We start from the raw sequence: 21481 nt of genomic DNA, 5'->3' as shown, positions 1-21481 counted from the left end.
TCAATGCGTCTCCCGCAACGGAAAACTCATGACCACGGACAATCCTGGATTGGCGGGCAAAAGATCAAGCCTGCCGTTGTGGAAAGTCATGATGGCCTTGGCGAGGCTGAGGCCGAGGCCCGAGCCCGGCTGCGAGCGGCTCTTTTCCAGGCGCACGAAGCGCTCGGTGGCGCGGGCACGATCGGCGTCGTCGGGAATGCCGTGGCCATTGTCGGTGACGGTAAGCTTGATTTCGCTTCCGGCGCGCTCCAGCGCCACACGCACTCTCGGCGTCTCGGCGGCGTCGGTCGAGTATTTGATGGCGTTGTCGACGATGTTGGACAGCGCCTGACCGATCAGCTCGCGGTTGCCGTTGATCGTGAAGGCCTCGGGGACGGTCGCCTCCAGCGTGACACCCGCTTCCTCCGCCACCGGCTCGTAGAGCTCGACGACGTCGCTCACCGTTGCGGCGAGATCGACCGGACCGGTCTGTTCCGAGGAATAGCCGGCCTCCAGTCGCGAGATCATCAGTATGGCGTTGAACGTCTTGATGAGCTGGTCGGACTCCGCGATCGTGCCTTCCAGCGCCTGGCGGTAGTCTTCCGTCTTGTGCCTGCCGGCAAGCGTCGCCTCGGCGCGGTTGCGCAGCCTGGTCAGCGGCGTCTTCAGATCATGGGCGATGTTGTCGGAGACCTGCTTCAGCCCCTCATTCAGCATGGCGATTCTGGCCAGCATCGCATTGAGGTTTTCCGACAGGCGGTCGAATTCGTCGCCGGCGCCGGTGACCGGCAGCCGTCCGCTGAGGTCGCCGCCCATGATGCGGCGGCTGGCATCGGACACGCTGTCGATGCGTTTCAGCGCGGCGCGCCCGACGAAGAACCAGATCAGGAGCCCGCCCAGGCCCATCATGCCGAGCGCCAGCGTCAGCGCCCGGCTGATGACGGCGCGGAAGCGCTCGGGCTCGCCGAGGTCGCGGCCGACCAGCATGATCATCTGGTTTGGCAGTCGCAGCACCAAGGCGATGGCGTTGTGGCCCTTTTCGCCTGGCGACTGGGGAGTGCTGTTGTCGCCGGCCTGGGGCGCGGGCTGGTCGGTAGCTCCACTGCGCAACCGGTCGAGCTCGCCTTCGCCGAAGCGCTGGTAGGAGAAGGGCTCGGTCGTCCAGCCCTCGGTCTCGATGACGCCGGGCTCCAGGCTCTGCACGTTGCCGGTCAGGATCTGGCCGTTGGCGTCGGCGATGAGATAGAGGTTGGCGCCGGGCTGGCGCGAGCGGTTTTCGACGACGCGCACCAGCACGGGCAGGCCGCCGCGCTGATAGGCACGGGCGAGGCCCAGCACCTCGTCGTTGATGGTCTCCTGCGTCTGCGCGGTCAGCATGCGCGCCGACAGCGACGTCATGTAGAAGACGAGCAGCACCGCGCAAAGCGCGAAAAGCAGAAGATAGAGCGCCGAGAGCCGGGCCGCCGTCGTCTTCATGATGGCCGGCAGGGAAAGAGCCATTTGCGGGCTCTAGATCAGGATGACGATTGGTTGAATCGTCATCCTGATCTAACCCTTTGTTGTAGCATGATCTTCTCCGAAAACCGGTTCCCACTTTTCGGGATCATGCTCTAGCCGCCCTTCAGCATGTAGCCGGCGCCGCGGATCGTGTGCAGGATCGGCTTGTCGAAGCCTTTTTCGATCTTGCCGCGCAGGCGCGAGACATGGACGTCGATGACGTTGGTCTGCGGATCGAAATGATAGTCCCAGACATTTTCCAGAAGCATCGTGCGGGTCACCACCTGGCCGGCATGGCGCATCAGATATTCGAGCAGCCGAAACTCGCGCGGCTGCAGCGTGATCTCGCGCCCCGCCCGCTTGACCGAATGCGACAGCCGGTCGAGTTCGAGGTCGCCGACACGATACACAGTCTCGGATTCGCGCGCGCCGGCACGGCGGTTCAGCACCTCGACACGGGCCAGCAATTCGGAAAAGGCGTAGGGCTTGGTGAGATAATCGTCGCCGCCGGCGCGCAAGCCGGTGACGCGGTCGTCGACCTCGCCCAGGGCGGACAGGATCAAAACCGGCGTGGTGTTGCCGCGCGAGCGAAGCGCGGCGATCACCGACAGGCCGTCACGGCGCGGCATCAGGCGGTCGACCACCATCACGTCATAGTCGCCGGCGTCGGCCAGCGCGAAGCCGGTCTCGCCGTCGCCGGCGACATGGGCGGTGTGGCCCGCCTCGGCGAAGGCTTTCTGCAAGTAGTCCGCCGCCTCGCGATCGTCTTCCATGACGAGAATCTTCATGGAGCCGTTATACGCGATTTCATCGGAGGTTTGAGGGGCAGTCATTGCGTCCTGCTTTGCCTTCATTAGTCGCATGTCTTCTTCCCAAAACCGGCAACCACTTTTGGGCGACATGCGATAAAGCGGCAGCGGGTGATGGGAAACCCGCTGCCGCCAGGAGCGAAACACGGTGACTGACTTACGTGCTCGGCCCCATGTTTCCCCACGGCGGCTCGGGGGTGTTGATACCGCCATGGGGAAAGCTGAACGTCTTCTAGTGGCGCATGGTCCTTTCCGAGAACCCCCATGGGATTTCCGGGGTCATGCGCGGCATGTCAGCCCTTGCCGACCGGCAGCGCGACGAAGCGGTTCGAGTCGTCGCGGGTGATCTGCATCAGCACGGCCTTGCGGCCGGCCTTGGCGGCATCGGTCATCGCCTTGGAGACGTCGTCGGTGGTGTTCACCTCGTTCGAATTGATCGAGGTGATGACGTCGCCGGGCTGGATGCCGCGGTCGGCCGCGTCGCTGTCGGGATCGACATCGGTGACCACGAGTCCCTTGCCGTTTTCGGCCTTGGTGACGGTCAGGCCGAGATCGGCAAGCGTGTCGGGCTTGGCGGCAGGCGCCGACTGCTTGCTGTTGTCGTCGTTCGAGGCCTGCTTGTCGCTCGCGGGCAGCGTGCCGAGATCGACCTTGACCGTCTCGTCCTTGCCGTTACGCCAGACCGTGACATCGACCGATTTGCCCGGCGCAAACGCACCGATCATGCGGGCGAGTTCCTTCGGCGAGGCGACGTCCTTGCCGTCGACCTGGGTGATGACATCCCCGGCGGTGATGCCCGCCTTCTTGCCCGGACCTGCGTCCTGGGCGCCCGACACCAGCGCGCCCTTGTCCGACTTCAGGCCGAGCGACTCGGCGATGTCGGAGGTGACCGGCTGGATCTCGACGCCGAGCCAGCCGCGCTGGACGGAGCCGCTCTTCATCAGGTCCTGGACGACCTGCTTGGCGGTCAAGGCCGGGATGTCGAAGGCAATGCCGACGCTGCCGCCCGACGGCGAGAAGATGGCGGTGTTGATGCCGATCACCTGGCCGTTGAGGTTGAAGGTCGGACCGCCCGAATTGCCGCGGTTGACCGACGCGTCGATCTGGATGAAGTCGTCGTAGGGGCCGGCGCCGATGTCGCGGCCGCGGGCCGAGACGATGCCGGCGGTGACGGTGCCGCCAAGGCCGAACGGATTGCCGACGGCAACCACCCAGTCACCGATGCGGACCTTGGAATCGTCGGCAAAGTCGACATAGGTGAACTTGTTGCCGCCGCCATCGACCTTGAGCACGGCGAGGTCGGTGCGCGGATCGGTGCCGATCAGCTTGGCGTCGAGTTCCTTGCCGTCATTGGTGACGACGGTGAAGTCCGAGCCTTCCGACACGACATGGTTGTTGGTGACGAGATAGCCATCCTCCGAGATGAAGAAGCCCGAGCCCTGGGCAACCGGGCGTGGCTCGCCATTGCCATGGTCGCGATGGCCGAAGCGGCGCATGCCGAACTGGCCGCCCTGGCCCTGGTCGCCGAAGCCGCGGAATTCCTTGAAGAAGCGGCGCAGCTGCGGGTTGTCGGGCAGGTTGTCAAAACCGCCCTGATCGTCCGAGCCGTCGTCGGCGGTCGGCTGGATCTTGGCCTTGACCTTGACGCTAACAACCGCCGGCGAGACATGCTCGACGACATCGGCGAAGCTCGGCATCTGCGGGGCCTCGACGCGCACGGCTTCGGCCAGCACGGGGGCGGTGCCGGTCGCGAGCATGCCCGCGCCGATCGTGCCGACAACGGCCAGGGAAGCGACGGCGGCCATCAGGCGCTTTCGGGTGCGGGAATATGAATTGGGGGCATTATTCATCGGGTTTCTTATCCTCTATCGATGCGGATGCGCTCAGGCGAAGCATCCTCGGGCAAGAGGATTAGAGAGGCGCACATTACGGCGCCATTTCCGGTACATGAAAGTTTTGTAATGTTGGGGATTGGCGACGAGGACCACGGACGTGCGGAGCGCCCGAAGACGGATACAGTCAATCGCCAAGCACGGTGATGGCGCTAATCGCTTAGCATCTTGTCCAGCGCCGCCTTTTCCTCGGCGCTGAGAGTGCTGTCCGACGTCGGGCGGCGCGAGCGGGCGCTCAGCACGATGAAGAGGCCGCCGGCCAGGAGCAGGAGCACCGGCGTGCCCCATAAAAGCGCGTTGCGCAGGCTGAAGCGCGGCTTCAAGAGCACGAACTCGCCATAGCGCGAGACGATGTAATCCATCACCTGCTGGTCGGTGTCGCCGGCGACGAGGCGCTGGCGCACGAGGATGCGCAAGTCGCGCGCCAGATCGGCGTCGGATTCGTCGATCGACTGGTTCTGGCAAACCATGCAGCGCAGGCCTTCCGACAGCGCACGCGCCCTCGCCTCCAATGCCGGGTCCTGCAGCACTTCATCAGGCTTCACCGCCTGCGCCGCGCCCGTAAACGCCAAGGCGAGCAGAAGGATCAGCGAGGCGAGCGAAAACCTTGCCCTCATGTCGGGCTCGTCAACGCGGCAGCCGGCTTGCGGCGCCTCGCGGGCGCGCCGACGCGCAAGCGGCGGTCGGCCAGCGACATGGCCGCGCCCGCCATCATCACCAGGGCACCGCCCCAGATCAGCGTCACCAGCGGTTTCCACCAGAGACGCACGACGACGGAGCCGTCATTACCCTCGTCACCGAGCGATAGGTAAAGCTGGCTCAAGCCGAGCGTGCTGATGCCGGACTCGGTCGTTGCCGTCTGCCGGGCCTGAAAGAAGCGTTTTGCCGAAGAGATCTCGCCCTTGGCATTGCCGTCTGCGCCGATCAGCAGGAAGCGGGCGCGATCCTCGGTGAAGTTCGGACCTTTCTGGGGAAAAAGCCCTTCGAAGCGCAGCGTGTGACCGGAGAGTTCCACCGTCTCACCAGGCCGCATGGTGAGGATTTTTTCGCTGCCGAAGCAGAGCGTGCCGACGATGCCGAGCAAGGTCAGCCCGAGGCCGAGATGGGCCAGTGCCGTGCCGAAGACCGAGCGCGGCAGGCCGGCGAAACGGCGAAGCATGGCGGCCGGCGCCACCGAGCCGGCGCCGGATTTGACGGCAAGGTCGGTCAGCGCGCCGGCGACGAGCCAGACAGCGAGGCCGACACCAAGTGCTGCAAAAACCGAGGCGCCGTCGATGAACAGGCCGGTGACCAGCATCGCGGCAATCGCGAGCGCAAAGGCCGCCATCAGCCGCTGCGAGGCGGCAATCACATCACCGCGCTTCCAGGCGAGCAGCGGGCCGAACGGCACGATCGCCAGCAGCGGCAGCATCAGCGGGCCGAAAGTCAGATCGAAGAAGGGCGCGCCGACCGAGATCTTGCCGCCGGTGAGCGCTTCGAGCGCCAGCGGGTAGAGCGTGCCGACCAGCACCGTCGCGGTGGCGGTGGTGAGAAAGAGGTTGTTGAGGACCAGCGCGCCCTCGCGCGAGATCGGGTGGAACAAGCCGCCGGCCGTCAGGCTGGAGGCGCGCAACGCAAACAGCGCCAACGAGCCACCGATGAACAAAGTCAGGATGCACAGGATGAAGACGCCGCGCGCCGGGTCGGTGGCGAAGGCGTGCACGGAGGTCAGCACGCCCGAACGCACCAGGAAAGTACCGAGCAGCGACAGCGAGAAGGTGAGGATGGCAAGCAGCAGCGTCCAGATCTTCAGCGCCGAGCGCTTCTCCATGACGATGGCCGAATGGAGCAGCGCCGTGCCGGCGAGCCAGGGCATGAAGGAGGCGTTCTCGACCGGATCCCAGAACCAGAAACCGCCCCAGCCGAGCTCGTAATAGGCCCAGTAGGAACCCATGGCGATGCCGCCGGTGAGGAACATCCAGGCGACCAGCGTCCATGGCCGCACCCAGCGCGCCCAGGAGGCGTCGATGCGGCCCTCGATCAGCGCCGCGACCGAGAAGGAAAAGCAGACCGAGAAGCCGACATAGCCGAGATAGAGCAGCGGCGGGTGGATGGCGAGGCCGAGGTCCTGCAGGACCGGATTGAGGTCGCGCCCCTCGACCGGCGCCGGATTGAGGCGGATGAACGGGTTGGAGGTCGTCAGGATGAACAGGAAGAAGGCCGCGCCGATCATGCCTTGCACGGCAAGCACATTGGCCTTGAGCGTCGCCGGCAGATTGTTGCCGAAGACGGCGACGAGCGCGCCGAAGAAGGTCAGGATCAGCACCCACAGAAGCATCGAGCCTTCGTGGTTTCCCCAGGTGCCGGTGATCTTGTAGATCATCGGCTGCAGCGAATGGGAATTTTCCCAGACGTTGGCCACCGAGAAGTCCGAGCCGGCATAGGCGCTTGCAAGGGCCGTGAAGGACAGCGCCGTAAGCGCGAACCCGGTGACGGTCACCGGGCCGCCGACCGCCATCAGCCGCTGATTGCCGGTGCGGGCGCCGACCAGCGGTACCAGCATCTGCACCAGCGACAGCGCGAAGGCGAGCACAAGCGCGAAATGTCCGGTCTCAACCATTATTGGCTCTTGCTTTCCACCCAGACGCCCTTGGCCTTCAGGCCGTCGGCGACTTCCTTCGGCATATAGCGCTCGTCATGCTTGGCCAAGACGCTGTCGGCGACGAAAACCCCGTCCGGACCGAAAGCGCCTTCGGTTATGACGCCCTGCCCCTCGCGGAAGAGATCGGGCAGGATGCCGGTATAGGTCACCTTCACCGATTTCTGCGTGTCGGTGACCGAGAAGGCGACAGTTGCGCCGCTGCCGCGCACGACGGTGCCGTTTTCGACGAGGCCGCCAAGGCGGATGCGCTGTCCGGGCGGGACGCTTGCCGTCGCCAGTTCTGCCGGCATGTAGAAATAGGAGGCCTTCTGGCCGAGCGCGTAGAAGGTGAGTCCGGCGGCCGCGGCGAGGAAGGCCAGCCCCGCCACGATCACCGACAATCGCTTCTGCTTGCGCGTCATCTCTTACTCCGTCGCCGTCACGCCGAGGGAGGCGGCGAAGGCGGTGAACTTCTTGGCTTGCTCGCTGTCGGCCCCAAAGGCGGCGACAGCGCGGCCGAGCGCCTCGCGCGCCTGATCGGGCTTGCCGAGCACGGCATAGGAACGAATGAGGCGCATCCATCCTTCCTCGTCGCGGGGATTCCGCTTCAATTTGTCGTCGAGGCCCGCGACCATCGTTTCGATCATCGCCTGCCGGTCCTGCGGCGACATCTGCTGCGCGGCTTCCATCTGCTGGGCATCCGGCCCGCTCGCCGGCGCGCCCGCCGCGACCGCCGGCTGGCCAGCCTCGGCAAGCGCCTGCTGGACGGCGCTGCGCCAAGGCGAATCCGGCGGAAGCTGGCCGAGCATCTTTTGCCAGGCGGCGACAGCCTCGTCCTTCCTGCCTTCCTGGGCAAGGCCGACGCCCAGGTAGAAATTCGCCTTGGCATTGGCCGGATCGAGCTTGAGAGCCGCCTCAAAGGCGTTTTGCGCATCGGCCGAAACGATGCCGCCGGCAGCACTCGCGATCGCCTCGCCGAGACCAGCCTGGCGCACCGCGCTGTCGCCGTCGAGGCGAATGGCGTTGCGGTAGGCGGTTATCGCGTCGGGAAAGCGCTGCAGGCGAAGATAGATCGGCGCCAGCACGTCCCAGCCCTTGCCGTCCGACGGATTGGCGGCGAGATGCGCTTCGGCGCGTGCGACCAGCTCGTCGACCGAGGAATCGGCGGGATTCTTGGCGAGACGTTCGGCCAGAGGCTGCGAAGGCAGATCGGGCGAGCCGAGCACGCCGTACAGCCCCCAGCTCAGTAGCGGAACGGCAAGCACGGCCAGGCTGGCGACCAACCTGATGCCGCGGGAGGAGGAGGCGCTGGCGGAGGCCGGCCGCTCGGCCGCGCCGAGACGCAGGATGCGGCGGCCGATCTCGGCGCGCGCCTCCTCGGCCTCGCCCGGCTGGATCAGGCCGCGCGCCACGTCGCGATCCAATTCGGAAAGCTGGTCGCGATAGACTTCGAGGTCGTGGTCGCCAGGCGCCGATGCACCCTTCATGCCGCCGGTGAGCGGCAATAGCACCGCCAGGCTGGCGCCCAGCGTGAGGATTGCGGCTACGACCCAGAACAGCATGGCTCTTCCAATAAAGGCAGAGCCCTGCCCTGCCAACACAAGCATACTGCGACGCTTTGACGGCGGATGCTCTGTCCGGCCTTGATGTATATCAAATGGGCCGATTTATCAGGTCAGCGGCGTCCAACTGCCGTCGGCGTTGCGGCAGGCGGTGCCGCGCGCGGTGACGCCCGCGCCGCCGTTGAAGACGGTGTGGGTGTACTGGCGGCAATCCTGGGAGCCGACCCGATAAGGCTGGGCCGCGACCACCTCGCCATAATGGGAGGCGTTGTCGCCCTTCCATGTCACCTTCTGGCCGCTGGTGTTGTATTCCAGCGCCTTGTACTCCGCCTCCAGCCCCTTGCGCTTTTCGGCGTCGCTCAGGCCCGAGCCGATCGACCCGCCGATAAGCCCGCCATTCATCGCCGAGACGATGCTGGTCGACACCTTGCCGCCGGCGGGCGGCGTCGAAACAGGCGTGACCGGGGAGGTTGGACCGCCCCTGCCGAGTGTCGTGCAGCCGGAAACGGCGAGCAGGGCGGAAACGAGCGCGACGCGGATCTTCATGCCAACAACCGGTTCTCTTGAGCGGGATGAGCTTCTTGAGCGAAATGGACTTCTTGAGAGAGATGGTTAGGCGACCGCGCCATCAGGGAAGCATCCTGGCCATAGTGTTGATATTTGTCGGAAATTTGGCCGTCAGGCCCCTGCTCGCAAATCGATAAAAAACATCATTGAAGGCTCCGCAATCTCACTACCGCCCTCAAGCCGCCCATGCCCGACCGTTCCAGCGCCAGCGAGCCTCCATACTCGTTGACGAGGTCGGCGACAATGGCAAGGCCAAGCCCCGTTCCCGGCTTCGTCTCGTCCAGTCTCTTGCCACGTTTCAACACCTCTCGCGCGCTGTCTTCGGGAATGCCCGGACCGTCATCCTCTATAACGATTTCAAACAGGTTGCCGCTTCCCGAAATAGTGGCGATTGTCACGGCAACAGCGCTCTTTGCCCATTTCATCGCATTGTCGAGCAGATTGCCGAGCAGTTCCTCGAGATCCTCGCGCTCGCCGGCAAAGACGATCTCGGCCGGCGGCAGGGACAGCGTCAGCCGCGTTTGCGGATTGAGCTTGCGCAGAACGCGCACCATCCGCTCAACCAGCGGCGAAACCGGCGTGCGGAAGACGACGCTGTCACGTTGCGCGGCGACGCGGGCGCGCTGCAGGTAATGATCGACCTGCTTTTGCATGGAAGCCGCCTGGTCGGCGATCAGCTGGCCCTTGGCGCCGCCGAGCGCGCGGCCCTCATTGATCAGCACGGCTAGAGGCGTCTTCAGCGAATGGGCGAGGTTGCCGACCTGGGTGCGCGAGCGCTCGACGATGCGCCGGTTGTTCTCGATCAGCGCATTGGTCTCGTTGGCCAGCGGCTCGATCTCGGCCGGGAAGCTGCCGTCGAGGCGCTGGGCCGTGCCTTCGCGCACCATGGCGAGCGCATTGCGGACCCGGCGCAAGGGCTGGAGGCCCAAGAGGATGGCGATGGCGTTGATGGCGATCATGCCGACCCCGAACAGCGACAGATAGGTGAGCAGGCGGCGCTGGAAGCTGGCGATCTCCTGCTCGAGTTCGCTGTGGTTGCCCATGACGCGGAAGCGGGCGGCGCGGTTCTTGGCGTCCAGCACGAACTCGCTCTCGAACACTGCGAGCTGCTCGCCCTTGATGCCTTCCATCGAGTAGCTGCGCTGGAAGTTCGCGTTGAACGGGACCTCCGCGACGCTCGGCGACAGGAGCGAGGTCGTCATCGAGGAAGAATGGATTTCGCCATGCACGCCCTCGGAGGAAGGCTCCACCGACCAGTACCAGCCGGAATTCGGCTCGGAAAAGCGCAGATCGCCAAGGTCGGGCGCCCCGGTCAGCGCGCCGTTGTCGGAAATGCCGACGGAGCCGATCAGGTTGAACAGATGAGCCGAGAGCAGGCTGTCGAAGCCGCGCTCGCTGGCCTGGCGGTAAAGCGTGGTGATGAGGGTGAAGATGACGACCAGCGTCAGGATCGCCCAGATGGTCGAGAAAGCAATGACGCGGAAGGTCAGCGAGCGCGGCCAGAGCCGCAGCCTTGAAATCCACCTTCCCATCGCTGGCTTCAGCGGTTCCGCGTCACGCCTCCGGCTCTCGCATGCGATAGCCCATGCCACGCACGGTTTCGATCATGTCGATGCCCATCTTCTTGCGAAGCCTGCCGACAAACACCTCGATGGTGTTGGAATCGCGGTCGAAATCCTGGTCGTAGAGATGCTCGACCAGCTCGGTACGCGACACCACCTCGCCCATATGATGCATCAGATAGGCGAGCAGCCGGAACTCGTGCGAGGTGAGCTTCAGCGGCATGCCATTGACGTCGGCCTTGGACGCCTTGGTGTCGATGCGCAGCGGGCCGCAGGTGAGCTCCGAAGATGCATGGCCGGCCGCACGGCGGATCAGGGCCCGCACTCGGGCGAGCACCTCCTCGATATGGAAGGGCTTTGTGACATAATCGTCGGCGCCGGCGTCGATGCCGGCAACCTTGTCGCTCCAGCGGTCGCGGGCGGTGAGGATCAGCACCGGCATCTTGCGGCCGCCGCGGCGCCAACGCTCGACGACGCTGATGCCATCCATCTGCGGCAGGCCGATGTCGAGGACCACGGCATCGTAAGGCTCGGTCTCGCCGAGGAAATGCCCCTCCTCGCCGTCATAGGCCCGGTCGACGACATAGCCGGCATCGACCAGCGCATCGGCCAGTTGCCGGTTGAGATCCTTGTCATCCTCGACGACGAGCACGCGCATGGGTTGAAGCCTGTTGCTGGATAGACGTATAGGCCGATTCCGCTGGCCTGGGAAACGAGAGGGGTCAGCCCATCGGGACGACGATTTCCGAGCGGCGCGGCCGCTGGCCGTCCTTGCCGGGGACGAGCACGACGATGACGCAGACCTGCTGGCCGCCCCGCGTCGCCTGAGACGCCTTGGCGAGCGTGCCTCCATTCTGCGCGGCGACCTGCTGGCCGATGGCGTAGCAATCGCCGGAGGCGAGCACCACCGGCTGATCGGCCGACGGCTCGATGACCGGCAGGGCGATCGCCTGCGACGCAAGAAGCCCGGCCGCGGCAAGCGCCAGCACTGCTTTGCGGAGATGTGAGCCAAGGTTTTTCATGATCACGGTTCTAACGCATATGGGCTGAACGTGAAATGAACGGTGAACGATCGAAAATCATGCCCGCCATTCCCCCGCGCCTGGCGGTGCCAAGGCTCCCTCAAGCCCGGCTTCGAATTCATAGCCGGAAAGGCACTTGATCCGCTACGCTTTTTGGCCTGTCTTCACCGCGCACTGCGCTAGCTAGTGTAGAAACACCGGACGGCCATGGAGGATGCGATGACGCGCGAGGATATTGCCGGTCTCTTTCGGGGCTACATCGCCTGCCTGAACGAGCAGGATTGGGACAATCTCGGCCGCTTCGTCGGCGAGAAGGTGCAGTATAATGGCGAGACGATCGGGCTTTCGGGCTATCGGCGCATGCTGGAGGGCGATTTCGAGGCTATTCCCGACCTGCGCTTCAACATCGAGCTTCTGATCTCGGAGCCGCCGCGCGTGGCGGCGCGTCTGCATTTCGACTGCCGGCCCAAGGGCGTGCTGTTCGGCCTGCCCGTCCACGGCAAGCGCGTCTCCTTCGCCGAGAACGTCTTTTACGAGTTCCATGACGGGCGGATTCGCGAAGTCTGGTCGGTCATCGACAAGGCCGCCATCCAGGCGCAGCTGTAGGCCAAGGCGCTTCGCGTGAAACCGATTCAAACGCCGCGCTCAAGCTGTTGTTTTGATGAACATTCCGGAGCCACTTTACTCCTGGGCGGCATGTATCGGCGCAGTCTCTCAAGGAGCGTCCTGCGTCAGCGCGCGGAAGCGCAGCAATCCATGGTGGACGGCCAGATCCTCGTCATAGCGAGCCTCGGCGAATTCCAGCGACAGGCGCGTCTGGCCGCGCGAACCGATCGAAAATGCCGCGCCGTCGAGCCGCGCCCTGATGCTGTCCATGATGAGGCGTGTCTCGGCCTCGCCTTGAGCTTTCGACCAGATATGCAAGGTGACCAGTTGGTCATTGTCGTTATCGGCGCCGGTCTCGAGGTCGAAGGCGCTGGTGCGGCCGTAAGTGACGTTCGGAAAGGCGGCTTTGTCGCTCGCCTGCTCGAGCAGGCCGGCGCCGCCAAGCAGCGCCGACAGCGACGCATCAGTCTTCAGCCTCAGGAACAAGGCCTGCATCAAATCGCCAGGCGTCGTCATCTACCGTCCATCGCCAGTACATATCTCCTCACGCTGCCCGGCAACGTAGCCGCGCTCGCGATCCGATGCCAGATCGCGAATCGTTTTGACTATAACGTGAATGGCGAAGATCCCGAATTTATTACGTTTTCGTCAAACTAGGAGACCGGCGCGGCGCCACCCTCCTCGGTGCGCTTGGCAATGAACTCGTCGAGCACGCCAGCGGTAGCGGCAGCGGGGGCCGGCGGCTGGAAGTCGGAAAGAATGCGCTTCCAGATACCGGTCGCGCGCTCGGTCGCGGTCTTGCCGCCGGATTGCGTCCAGTTGCCGAAGTTCGACCAGTCGGCCACCAGCGGCTCGTAGAAGGCAGTGCGGTAGCGCGACATGGTATGGGCGGCGGAGAAGAAGTGGCCGCCCGGCTGCACCTCGGCGATGGCCTCGAAGCCGATGGCATCGGCGTCGCCCGGCGTGGTGGCGCAAAGCTCGGCGATCGTCTGCAGCGCCTCGACGTCGGTGATCAGCTTTTCCAGGGATACGCTGAGGCCACCTTCCAGCCAGCCGGCGGCGTGAATACAGACGGTGGCGCCAGCCAGCACCGAGCCCCACAGCGCGAACTGCGTCTCGTGTGCCGCCTGCGCATCGGCAATATTGGCGGCGCTGCCGCCGCCGGAACGCCAGGGCAGCCCAGTGTAGCGGGCGAGCTGTCCCGCCCCAAGCGTCGCCTTGATATGTTCCGGCGTGCCAAAGGCCGGCGCGCCGGACTTCATGTCGACATTGGAGGAGAAGGAGCCATAGACCACCGGCGCGCCGGGGCGCACGATCTGGGCAAGCGTCAACCCAGCCAGCGCCTCGGCATGCTGCAAGGTCAGCGCGCCGGCAACCGTAATCGGCGCCATCGCGCCCGCCAGGCAGAAGGGCGTGATGATCAGGACCTGGCCGGCCCTGGCGAAGTCGATGATGCCTTGCGCCATCGGGATATCGAGTTGGCGCGGCGAGTTGGTGTTGATGACGGTGTAGCAATAGGCGCCCGCGCGGAACTGGTCCTCGGAGAGACCGCGCGCCAGGCGGATCATCTCGAAACCGTCCTCGACCTGCGGCGTGCCGCGCGCAAAGATGAAGGGGAACTTGTCCGACAGCGTCAGTTGCGCCCGGTTGACCGTATAGTGGCGGAAGCGGTTGTCGATGTCCTGCGGCTCGACGCAGGGGCCAAGCATGTGCAGCACGTCGAAATGCTGGATCAGCTTGATGAATTCCTCGAATGCGGCGAGCGTGCCCGGTCGGCGGCCGCGCTCGAGATCGGTGACGTTGGGGGCGCCGGAGCCCGCCAGGAAGGCCATCGAGCCGAGCTCAAGCGTCAGGTCGCGCGAGCGGTCGCCGCCAAGTGCCGGAATGGAGCGCGGCGCCGAGGCAAGTGCTGCCTCGACCATGTCGCGGCCGATCCTGACCATCTGGCTGTCTTCGTCGACCAAGGCGCCGGCCTTGGCGTAGATGGGGCGGGCCTCGGGCAGCAGCACCTTGATGCCGAGTTCTTCCAGCACGCGTAGCGCGGTATCGTGGATCGCAGCGACCTGATCGTCGGAAAAGATCGGCTGCGGCAGGAAGGGGTTCTTCAGCGACCGGTAATTCGGGTGCCGGCTCGACTCGCTGCCCGCCTCGCCGGTACGTCCCCGCCGGCGCTCGCGCCTGAGATCACGTGCGGCCTCGTCAATCATGGCGCTTCCTCCTCATTGCCGCATCGCCTTGCCTTCGGGGTCGTAGGGCGAGGCCGCAATGATACGCGCCGGCCGTTCGACCCCGACAATGTGTACGGAAAGTTCGGTGCCCTCCCCGTCGAAACCGTCATCGAGCAACGCCAGGGCGACGCTCTTGCCGAGGGTATAGCCGTAGCCGCCGGAGGTGACGAAGCCGATGCGCCGGCCCTTGGACCAGACCGGCTCGAAGCCGCTGGCATCGGCGTCGACAGCGTCGACCTCCAGCGTCACGATCCGCCGCGAGACACCGGCGTCGCGCTCTTTCAGCGCCGCGTCGCGGCCGATGAACTCGGCCTTGTCGAAAGCGATGAAGCGGTCGAGCCCGGTCTGGCCGGGCGTATAGCCTTGCGTGAATTCGCGCGACCAGATGCCGAAACTCTTTTCCAGCCTGAGCGAATTCAGCGCGTAATAGCCGATCTCGGCAAGGCCGAGGTCTTGGCCGGCGGCAAGCAGTGTTTCGCGAAGCGTCGCATGCAAGGTGGCCGGACAGTTGATCTCGAAGCCGAGTTCGCCGGCGATGGACAGCCTGGCAACGCGCGCTCGCACCATGCCGATATCGAACTCGCCGCAAGCCATGAACGGCAGGGTTTTGGCGGAGATGTCCTGATGCGTGGTGCGTTCGAGGATCTTTCGTGCATTCGGTCCAGTGACGAGGAAGCCGGATGTGGCATCGGAAATGTCGGTGACGGAAACGCCTTCGGCGATGTGCGCCTCGAACCAGCGCATATGAAATTCGCGCAAATAGTAGGAGCCCATGATCCAGTATTCGCCGCCGCCCCAGTTGAGCACGGTGAGGTCGCCCTTCAGCCGGCCATTGGGCCCGAGCATCAGCGCAAGCTTGGCGCGGCCAGGCTTCGGCAGCCGGCAAGCGAGCAGCCGGTCGAGCCACGCCTCGGCGCCCGGGCCTGACACGGCATAGCGCGAGAAGGCTGTGGTATCGACGAGGCCGGCGGCGCGGCGCACCTGCAGCACCTCGTCGCCGACGATTTCGAAGGCGTTGGAGCGCTTCAGCGTCGTCTCCTCGCGGAACCCCATCGGCGCGAAATAGGCCGGGATCTCCAGGCCCCAGGACGCCGTCCACTCGGCGCCGGCGGCGCTCATGCCATCATAGGCGCCGGGGCGCTTCAGCGGCCGGCCCGCCGGCAGGCGCTCATTGGGGAAGGTCATGACGAAGCGGCGGGCATAGAACTGGCCCGTCGTCTGCCTGAGATACTCGCGGTTGGCGGCGAAGGCGCCGTAGCGAGCGCTGTCCATGCCGAAGATGTCGGCTTCCGGCTCACCGTAAATCATCCACTCGGCCAGCGACTTGCCAACACCGCCGCCCTGGCTGAAGCCGGCCATGACGCCGCAGGCGACCCAGTAATTCTTCAGCCCCCTGACCGGGCCGACCAGCGGGTTGCCGTCCGGCGTGAAGGTGAAGGCGCCGTTGACCCATTTGCGGATACCGGCCGTGGCCAGGCAGGGAAAGCGCTCATAGGCCTTGGCAAGCTCGGGGCTGATGCGATCGATATCCTCGGGGATCAGCTCGATGCCGTAATCCCAGGGCGCGCCGTCCATGTTCCAGTGTTTCGGGTTCTGCTCATAGACGCCGAGCAGCACGCCCTTCCGCTCCTGGCGCAGATAGGAGAAGCCATCGAGATCGACGGCAAGGCCAAGCTCCTTGTCTAGCGCCGCGACTTCCGGAATGTCCTCGGTGACAAAATAATGATGCTCCATCGGCGTCACCGGCAGGTCGACGCCGGCCATCAGCCCGACCTGCTTGGCCCAGAGACCGCCGGCGTTGACGACATGCTCGGCGACGATCGCGCCCTTCTCGGTGACGATGTCCCAGCCGCCGTCGGCGCGCTGTTTCAGCTCGACGACGCGGTTGCGCAGGATGACGTCGGCGCCGCGCTTCCTGGCGGCGCCCGCATAGGCATGCGTGGTGCCATAAGGGTCGAGATGGCCCTCGTTGGAATCATAGAGGCCACCCAGCACGCCGCTGACATCGACAATCGGGCAGATCTCCTTGATTTCCTTCGGCGTCACCAGCCGCGCCGTCTCGATGCCGACCGACTGGAACACCGCCCAGGCCGATTTCAGCCATTCCCAGCGCTGCGGGTCGCTCGCCATGTTGACGCCGCCGGTCATGTGCAGCCCGGCATTCTGGCCGGACTCGGCCTCGATCTCGCGATAGAGCTTGATCGTGTAGTCCTGCAGCGCGGCGACATTGGGATCGGCGTTGAGCGCGTGGAAGCCGGCCGCCGCATGCCAGGTCGAGCCCGCCGTCAGCTCGGCGCGCTCGATCAGCGCCACGTCGCTCCAGCCAAAGCGCGTCAAGTGATAGAGCACCGAGGCGCCGACCACGCCTCCGCCGATGACCACTGCCCGGTAATGCGACTTCACGAGCCTCTCCCCTCTCGTTGGAGGCTCTCAAGATATATGCCCCGTACATATGTGTCTAGACACTTCTGTCCAGAGCTTGCGCGCTGCTCCGCGCCGTGCCACTTGTTGGCTCATGACCATGACCGCTCCCCAGGACGAGCCGGCGCCCGGCAACATCAAGGTAACCCGCGCGGACTGGATCAACCTCGCGCTGCAAACGCTGATTTCCGATGGTATCGAGAGCGTGCGCGTGCTGACGCTGGGACAGAAGCTCGGCGTCTCGCGCTCGAGCTTCTACTGGTATTTCGAAAGCCGGCAGGACCTGCTCGACCAACTGCTCAAGCATTGGCACGAGACCAACACCACCGCGATCGTCGAGCGGGCGCGGCGGCCGGCCGACACCATCATCATGGGTGTGATGAACGTCTTCGAATGCTGGGCCGACGAGCGTCTGTTCGATCCCAGGCTCGATTTCGCCGTTCGCGAATGGGCAAGGCGCTCGGACGACGTGCGGCGCATGATCGACAAGGCCGACGAGGAGCGACTGCTGGCCATACGCGACATGTACCGCCGGCACGGCTATGAGAGCGAGGACGCCTTCATCCGCGCCCGCGTCCTCTACTACATGCAAATCGGCTATTACGTGCTCGACCTCAAGGAACCTGTCGAGGCGCGCGTCAGCCATCTCGCCGCCTATCTGCGCTCCTTCACCGGACTGGAGCCGAGCGAGGCGGATGTGACGCATTTCATGCGCTTCATCGCGGCGCGGTGATATCGCTCTTAGTATTTGTTTTACGCAATTCCGGACGGAAAACCGCTGCTCACTTTTCCAGGAAGTGCTCACTTTTCCTGGAATGGCTCGGGGCACAATCAACCATGGCGTTCAACAAAGCCTGGGTGTGGCTTCGCTGCCCTTGTGAGTGGTGCTAAAATGGTCGATTAGTTTGGCAGGGAGGGCGCCCCGGAACTGCCACGGCTGTTTCGGGCGGAAGTGCCGGGGTGGAATTCTGGAATGGACAATCCCTCTAAACCACGCAGGAGAAGAGGCCGGATCGCTTCGGCGCTGCTCGCCGTGGATGCGTGGCTCGATACTTCGCTCTACGAGATCGGCTTCAAGGCGCGCGAATTCTGGGAAGCGGCGACCATCTTTTCCCGCCGCTTCCGTGTGCAGGGCTGGCGCCGCGCCATCGTCGAGGTGCTGAGCGAGGGCTTCACCATGGGCGCCAGCGGTTTCGTGGTGCTGCTCGCGCTTGCCATGCCCGCCTTCGACATCACCACCGGCGACTGGCGCAACCAGGGCGACTTCGCCGTCACCTTCCTTGACCGCTACGGCAACGAAATCGGCCAGCGCGGCATCATCCAGCGCGATTCCGTGCCGGTCGACGAGATGCCGGACATCGTCATCAAGGCGGTGCTGGCGACGGAGGATCGGCGTTTCTTCGACCATTACGGCATCGATGTGCTGGGCCTGTCGCGCGCGATCTTCGAGAACGTGCGCGCCAATTCGGTGGTCCAGGGCGGGTCGAGCATCACGCAGCAGCTCGCCAAGAACCTGTTCCTGTCCAACGAGCGCACTCTCGAGCGCAAGATCAAGGAAGCCTTCCTGTCGCTATGGCTGGAGGCGAACCTCTCCAAGAAGGAGATCCTGCAGCTCTATCTCGACCGCGCCTATATGGGGGGCGGCACCTTCGGCATCGAAGCGGCGGCGGATTTTTATTTCGGCAAGAGCGTCAAGGATCTGAACCTCGCCGAGGCGGCAATGCTGGCCGGCCTGTTCAAGGCGCCGACCAAATACGCCCCGCACATCAACCTGCCGGCGGCGCGCGCGCGCGCCAATGTGGTGCTCTCCAACCTCGTCGACGCCGGCTTCATGACCGAAGGCCAGGTGCTGCAGGCAAGACTGCATCCGGCCGACGTGGTCGACCGCGGCGAGCAGAAGAGCCCGGACTACTTCCTCGACTGGGCCTTCGACGAGGTCAAGAAGATCGCCAAGCCCGGCCAGCATTCGCTGGTCGCCCACACGACCTTCGACGCCAACATCCAGAAGGCGGCCGAGGAGTCGGTCGAGTTCCATCTGCGGCAATTCGGCAAGGAATACAACGTCACCGAAGGCGCGGTGGTGGTGATCGAGACCAATGGCGCGGTGCGCGCCATCGTCGGCGGCCGCGACTATGGCGCCAGCCAGTTCAACCGCGCCACCAAGGCGTTGCGCCAAACGGGTTCATCCTTCAAGCCCTATGTCTATGCCACTGCGATGGAGCATGGCTTCACACCGGACTCGGTGGTTTCGGGCGGCGCCATCAGCTGGGGCAACTGGTCGCCGCACAATTACAGCGGCGGATCGGCCGGCAACGTCACGCTGCTCACGGCGATCGCCAAGTCGATCAACACGGTGCCGGTGCGGCTCGCCAAGGATTACCTCGGCATCGGTCCGATCAAGGCAATGGCCGAATCGATGGGTGTCGAATCGCCGCTGGAAGCGCACAAGACCATGGTGCTGGGCACATCCGGCATGACGGTGATGGACCAGGCGACCGGCTACAGCGTCTTTGCCCAGAACGGTTTCGTCGGCTCGCGCCACGGCATCACCCAGCTCGTCACCCGCACCGGCGAGGTGGTCTATGACTGGGCCAAGGACGCGCCGCCACCACACCGCGTGCTGTCGGAAAAGGCGCTGAAATACATGAACACCATGCTGGCGGCGGTGCCGGTGATCGGCACGGCACGGCGCGCCCAGCTCCCGAACATCGTCGTTGCCGGCAAGACCGGCACCACGCAGTCCTACCGCGACGCCTGGTTCGTCGGCTTCACCGGCAATTACACGGCGGCCGTCTGGCTGGGCAATGACGACTTCACCGCAACCAACAAGATGACCGGCGGCTCGCTGCCGGCGATGGTCTGGCAGCGCCTGATGGTCTATGCGCACCAGAACATCGACCTGAAGCCTATCCCCGGTCTCGACCACCCGTTCGTCGACCCAGAGGTCGCGGCCAAGGCAGAGGAGGCGGCCAAGAAGGAAGCCGACGCCGCAGAGGCGCAGGCCGAGGCCGAACGGCCGCCGGTGCTTTCCAGCCGTACCACCCAGACGCTGAGGGACATGACCAAGGCGTTCCAGGCCGCGCCCGTGCTCGATGCGCCCACCCTGCCGGAAGCACTTTCGGCGCTTTAGGGCATGGTCCCGAACCGAAGGACCGCGATAGCGAAAAGTGGGAACCGGTTTTCGGATAAGATAATGCTCCATCAAAAAAATAGATCAGGACGACGTTTCAGCGAAACGTCATCCTGATCTAGCCACCCCTCGCGTGAAGCCGGCTTGCCACGGCACCCCGCGCCGCGATATCCCGGGCAACCTCCTCTGTTTGCGGCTCTCATGCTCAAGAACGCCATCCTGACGCTGCTTTCGCTTGCCATAGCCATTGGGCTTGGCGGCTACAGCGTCTGGTATGCGCTCAACGCGCAGGACGGCGTCGGGGCGATCCGCATCGGCCAATGGACCGCCTTCCCCGAAGTCGGGACTTTAGACGCCGACCCCTACTCCAAGGCGCGCGTGGCGCGCCAGGGCGTGCTGGCGCTCGGCCGGGCCGAGGGGCTGGCCTTCGTCGCCGAGCGTGATGACGCCGGCGAGCCGCTAAGACGCGAATGCACCTACACGATCGAAGGCAGCTACCCGACCGCCCGTTTCTGGACGCTCTATGCCGCCGACCAGTCGCTTGGCGTGATCGATACCGGCAAGCCGAGGCAGGCGGCGCTGCAGTCCTACGAAGTGCTGCGCCGGCCCGACAATTCCGTCGTCATTTCGGTCGGCAATCGCCCTGCCCCCGGCAACTGGTTGCTCACCGGCGGATCCGGCAAGATGTATTTCGTGCTGACCTTCTACGACACGCCGATCGCGTCCAGCACCGGCCTCTCCGATGTGACGCTGCCGCGCATCCTGAAGGCGGGCTGCAATGCGTAGGCTGCTGCATGCCCTCATCCTCGGCCTGCTCGGCGCCGGCATCGTGCATATCGTTGTGCTGTTCCTGGTGCCGGAATTTTCCGAGCGCGATGCCTGGTCGCGGCTGGCGACGGCCTCCGACCTCTACAGGATGACGCGGCTGGATGCCGAAGCCGGCGGCGCGCCGGTGGTGAAATCGGTCGATCCGCTGTTTTATGCCGCCGCCTGCCGCTTCGACCTTGCCGACGGCCTTGTGCGAATCAAGGCGCCCGGCGACGTGCCGTTCTGGTCGGCCTCGGTCTATGACCGCGGCGGCCACAACATCTATTCCTTCAACGATCACAACGCCAATGGCGAGAAGCTCGATACGGTGGTGCTGACCCCGGCGCAGATGATCGATGTGCGGCGCGACCTTCCGGAGGATCTGCAAGGCGCGATCTTTGTCGAGGCGCCGATCGAGGAAGGCATCTTCGTCGTCCGCGCCTTCGTGCCGGACGAGAGCTGGAAGCCGATCGTGTCGCGCTTCCTCGAGCAGAGCAGCTGCGATTTGCAGGACGACTGAGAAAGGCGTGTTCAGTGATGCGGCTTGGCGGGCGGCGGGGAGCCTGGCCTGTCGGAGCCGCTGCCGCCGGGCCGGACCGCATCGGCCTGCGGGTGCAACTCATAACGGACGCCGGGGAAAATGATCACCGCCGCCGTCGTGGCGTCGTGACTTGCTCGATTTACAGGTGCCGCACGCGGCACAAAAGACAGGACCATGCCCATGGTTCGCGCATTCCTCTCGGTTTGACCGGAGCACAACGCAACGCCTCCAAGTTGAT

19 protein-coding genes are annotated in these 21481 nt (G+C 64.8%); 5 read left to right on the top strand and 14 right to left on the bottom strand.

The genetic code is table 11. The annotated features are described in order from the left end of the window. The 11 genes from EJ068_RS25795 to EJ068_RS25745 all read right to left on the bottom strand — a co-directional run bounded on the left by EJ068_RS25795 (nucleotide 1) and on the right by EJ068_RS25745 (nucleotide 11510). Nucleotides 1–1479 (bottom strand): HAMP domain-containing sensor histidine kinase, encoded by a 1479-nt coding sequence (locus tag EJ068_RS25795; protein WP_127250894.1) that lies wholly within the window; start codon nucleotides 1477–1479, stop codon nucleotides 1–3. A 110-nt stretch (nucleotides 1480–1589) separates the two neighbouring features. Further along, on the bottom strand, nucleotides 1590–2264 hold the full coding sequence (locus tag EJ068_RS25790; protein WP_042642042.1) for a response regulator transcription factor: 675 nt from the start codon (nucleotides 2262–2264) through the stop codon (nucleotides 1590–1592). A 314-nt stretch (nucleotides 2265–2578) separates the two neighbouring features. Then, complete coding sequence (locus EJ068_RS25785; protein ID WP_127250895.1) at nucleotides 2579–4135, bottom strand: Do family serine endopeptidase; 1557 nt, start codon at nucleotides 4133–4135, stop codon at nucleotides 2579–2581. Between the two features lie 194 nt (nucleotides 4136–4329). Continuing rightward, entirely contained in the window at nucleotides 4330–4794 is a 465-nt protein-coding gene (locus EJ068_RS25780; protein ID WP_127250896.1) for a cytochrome c-type biogenesis protein, read from the bottom strand. After that, nucleotides 4791–6776: a heme lyase CcmF/NrfE family subunit gene (locus EJ068_RS25775; protein WP_127250897.1), complete on the bottom strand. Its 1986-nt coding sequence runs from the start codon at nucleotides 6774–6776 to the stop codon at nucleotides 4791–4793. The genes EJ068_RS25780 and EJ068_RS25775 overlap by 4 nt, the downstream gene beginning before the upstream one ends. Next, nucleotides 6776–7219, bottom strand: a complete 444-nt coding sequence (ccmE, locus tag EJ068_RS25770; protein ID WP_042642035.1) for a cytochrome c maturation protein CcmE — start codon at nucleotides 7217–7219, stop codon at nucleotides 6776–6778. The genes EJ068_RS25775 and ccmE overlap by 1 nt, the downstream gene beginning before the upstream one ends. 3 nt (nucleotides 7220–7222) lie before the next feature. Beyond that, a complete protein-coding gene (gene ccmI / locus EJ068_RS25765) occupies nucleotides 7223–8359 on the bottom strand; it encodes a c-type cytochrome biogenesis protein CcmI (protein ID WP_127250898.1) in 1137 nt (378 codons plus the stop codon). A gap of 108 nt (nucleotides 8360–8467) precedes the next feature. Beyond that, complete coding sequence (locus tag EJ068_RS25760; RefSeq protein WP_127250899.1) at nucleotides 8468–8905, bottom strand: hypothetical protein; 438 nt, start codon at nucleotides 8903–8905, stop codon at nucleotides 8468–8470. 164 nt (nucleotides 8906–9069) lie between these two features. After that, nucleotides 9070–10458 (bottom strand): ATP-binding protein, encoded by a 1389-nt coding sequence (locus tag EJ068_RS25755; RefSeq protein ID WP_127250900.1) that lies wholly within the window; start codon nucleotides 10456–10458, stop codon nucleotides 9070–9072. A 22-nt stretch (nucleotides 10459–10480) separates the two neighbouring features. Beyond that, a complete protein-coding gene (locus EJ068_RS25750; RefSeq protein WP_127250901.1) occupies nucleotides 10481–11146 on the bottom strand; it encodes a response regulator transcription factor in 666 nt (221 codons plus the stop codon). A gap of 64 nt (nucleotides 11147–11210) precedes the next feature. Then, nucleotides 11211–11510: a hypothetical protein gene (locus tag EJ068_RS25745; RefSeq protein ID WP_127250902.1), complete on the bottom strand. Its 300-nt coding sequence runs from the start codon at nucleotides 11508–11510 to the stop codon at nucleotides 11211–11213. Between the two features lie 219 nt (nucleotides 11511–11729). Here EJ068_RS25745 and EJ068_RS25740 point away from each other — a divergent pair, with 219 nt between their 5' ends. Further along, nucleotides 11730–12116, top strand: coding sequence for an ester cyclase (locus EJ068_RS25740; RefSeq protein WP_127250903.1), 387 nt, complete (start codon nucleotides 11730–11732; stop codon nucleotides 12114–12116). 108 nt (nucleotides 12117–12224) lie between these two features. Here the strand turns inward: EJ068_RS25740 and EJ068_RS25735 are convergent, their stop codons facing one another. From EJ068_RS25735 to EJ068_RS25725, 3 genes are all read right to left on the bottom strand, one after another. After that, on the bottom strand, nucleotides 12225–12632 hold the full coding sequence (locus tag EJ068_RS25735; RefSeq protein ID WP_127250904.1) for a DUF3168 domain-containing protein: 408 nt from the start codon (nucleotides 12630–12632) through the stop codon (nucleotides 12225–12227). Between the two features lie 137 nt (nucleotides 12633–12769). Continuing rightward, the gene (locus tag EJ068_RS25730) at nucleotides 12770–14323 is read right to left on the bottom strand and encodes a trimethylamine methyltransferase family protein (protein ID WP_127250905.1); all 1554 of its coding nucleotides are present in this window, start codon (nucleotides 14321–14323) and stop codon (nucleotides 12770–12772) included. A gap of 12 nt (nucleotides 14324–14335) precedes the next feature. After that, nucleotides 14336–16747, bottom strand: a complete 2412-nt coding sequence (locus EJ068_RS25725) for an FAD-dependent oxidoreductase (protein ID WP_127250906.1) — start codon at nucleotides 16745–16747, stop codon at nucleotides 14336–14338. 112 nt (nucleotides 16748–16859) lie between these two features. On the opposite strand from EJ068_RS25725, the gene EJ068_RS25720 reads away from it, so the two are divergent. The 4 genes from EJ068_RS25720 (at nucleotide 16860) to EJ068_RS25700 (ending at nucleotide 21222) form a co-directional block, all read left to right on the top strand. After that, complete coding sequence (locus tag EJ068_RS25720) at nucleotides 16860–17498, top strand: TetR/AcrR family transcriptional regulator (protein ID WP_127250907.1); 639 nt, start codon at nucleotides 16860–16862, stop codon at nucleotides 17496–17498. A gap of 240 nt (nucleotides 17499–17738) precedes the next feature. Continuing rightward, nucleotides 17739–19895, top strand: a complete 2157-nt coding sequence (locus tag EJ068_RS25715) for a penicillin-binding protein 1A (protein ID WP_127250908.1) — start codon at nucleotides 17739–17741, stop codon at nucleotides 19893–19895. Nucleotides 19896–20096: 201 nt separating this feature from the next. Further along, entirely contained in the window at nucleotides 20097–20681 is a 585-nt protein-coding gene (locus tag EJ068_RS25705; RefSeq protein ID WP_127250909.1) for a DUF1214 domain-containing protein, read from the top strand. Further along, nucleotides 20674–21222 carry a DUF1254 domain-containing protein gene (locus EJ068_RS25700; RefSeq protein ID WP_127386199.1) on the top strand — a complete coding sequence of 183 codons (549 nt, stop codon included), beginning with the start codon at nucleotides 20674–20676 and terminating at the stop codon, nucleotides 21220–21222. The genes EJ068_RS25705 and EJ068_RS25700 overlap by 8 nt, the downstream gene beginning before the upstream one ends. Nucleotides 21223–21481: the final 259 nt, after the last annotated feature.

Source organism: Mesorhizobium sp. M2A.F.Ca.ET.043.02.1.1 (genome assembly GCF_003952405.1).
Classification (GTDB): domain Bacteria; phylum Pseudomonadota; class Alphaproteobacteria; order Rhizobiales; family Rhizobiaceae; genus Mesorhizobium.
Note: the sequence above shows the minus strand (reverse complement) of the source record. Positions and strands in the feature narration are given on the sequence as shown.

What these genes read in the sequence shown, in the direction of transcription:
- EJ068_RS25795 (WP_127250894.1), bottom strand. Translation starts at nt 1,479, where the DNA reads ATGGCTCTTTCCCTGCCGGCCATCATGAAGACGACGGCGGCCCGGCTC.
- EJ068_RS25790 (WP_042642042.1), bottom strand. Translation starts at nt 2,264, where the DNA reads ATGAAGATTCTCGTCATGGAAGACGATCGCGAGGCGGCGGACTACTTG.
- EJ068_RS25785 (WP_127250895.1), bottom strand. Translation starts at nt 4,135, where the DNA reads ATGAATAATGCCCCCAATTCATATTCCCGCACCCGAAAGCGCCTGATG.
- EJ068_RS25780 (WP_127250896.1), bottom strand. Translation starts at nt 4,794, where the DNA reads ATGAGGGCAAGGTTTTCGCTCGCCTCGCTGATCCTTCTGCTCGCCTTG.
- EJ068_RS25775 (WP_127250897.1), bottom strand. Translation starts at nt 6,776, where the DNA reads ATGGTTGAGACCGGACATTTCGCGCTTGTGCTCGCCTTCGCGCTGTCG.
- ccmE (WP_042642035.1), bottom strand. Translation starts at nt 7,219, where the DNA reads ATGACGCGCAAGCAGAAGCGATTGTCGGTGATCGTGGCGGGGCTGGCC.
- ccmI (WP_127250898.1), bottom strand. Translation starts at nt 8,359, where the DNA reads ATGCTGTTCTGGGTCGTAGCCGCAATCCTCACGCTGGGCGCCAGCCTG.
- EJ068_RS25760 (WP_127250899.1), bottom strand. Translation starts at nt 8,905, where the DNA reads ATGAAGATCCGCGTCGCGCTCGTTTCCGCCCTGCTCGCCGTTTCCGGC.
- EJ068_RS25755 (WP_127250900.1), bottom strand. Translation starts at nt 10,458, where the DNA reads ATGGGAAGGTGGATTTCAAGGCTGCGGCTCTGGCCGCGCTCGCTGACC.
- EJ068_RS25750 (WP_127250901.1), bottom strand. Translation starts at nt 11,146, where the DNA reads ATGCGCGTGCTCGTCGTCGAGGATGACAAGGATCTCAACCGGCAACTG.
- EJ068_RS25745 (WP_127250902.1), bottom strand. Translation starts at nt 11,510, where the DNA reads ATGAAAAACCTTGGCTCACATCTCCGCAAAGCAGTGCTGGCGCTTGCC.
- EJ068_RS25740 (WP_127250903.1), top strand. Translation starts at nt 11,730, where the DNA reads ATGACGCGCGAGGATATTGCCGGTCTCTTTCGGGGCTACATCGCCTGC.
- EJ068_RS25735 (WP_127250904.1), bottom strand. Translation starts at nt 12,632, where the DNA reads ATGACGACGCCTGGCGATTTGATGCAGGCCTTGTTCCTGAGGCTGAAG.
- EJ068_RS25730 (WP_127250905.1), bottom strand. Translation starts at nt 14,323, where the DNA reads ATGATTGACGAGGCCGCACGTGATCTCAGGCGCGAGCGCCGGCGGGGA.
- EJ068_RS25720 (WP_127250907.1), top strand. Translation starts at nt 16,860, where the DNA reads ATGACCATGACCGCTCCCCAGGACGAGCCGGCGCCCGGCAACATCAAG.
- EJ068_RS25715 (WP_127250908.1), top strand. Translation starts at nt 17,739, where the DNA reads ATGGACAATCCCTCTAAACCACGCAGGAGAAGAGGCCGGATCGCTTCG.
- EJ068_RS25705 (WP_127250909.1), top strand. Translation starts at nt 20,097, where the DNA reads ATGCTCAAGAACGCCATCCTGACGCTGCTTTCGCTTGCCATAGCCATT.
- EJ068_RS25700 (WP_127386199.1), top strand. Translation starts at nt 20,674, where the DNA reads ATGCGTAGGCTGCTGCATGCCCTCATCCTCGGCCTGCTCGGCGCCGGC.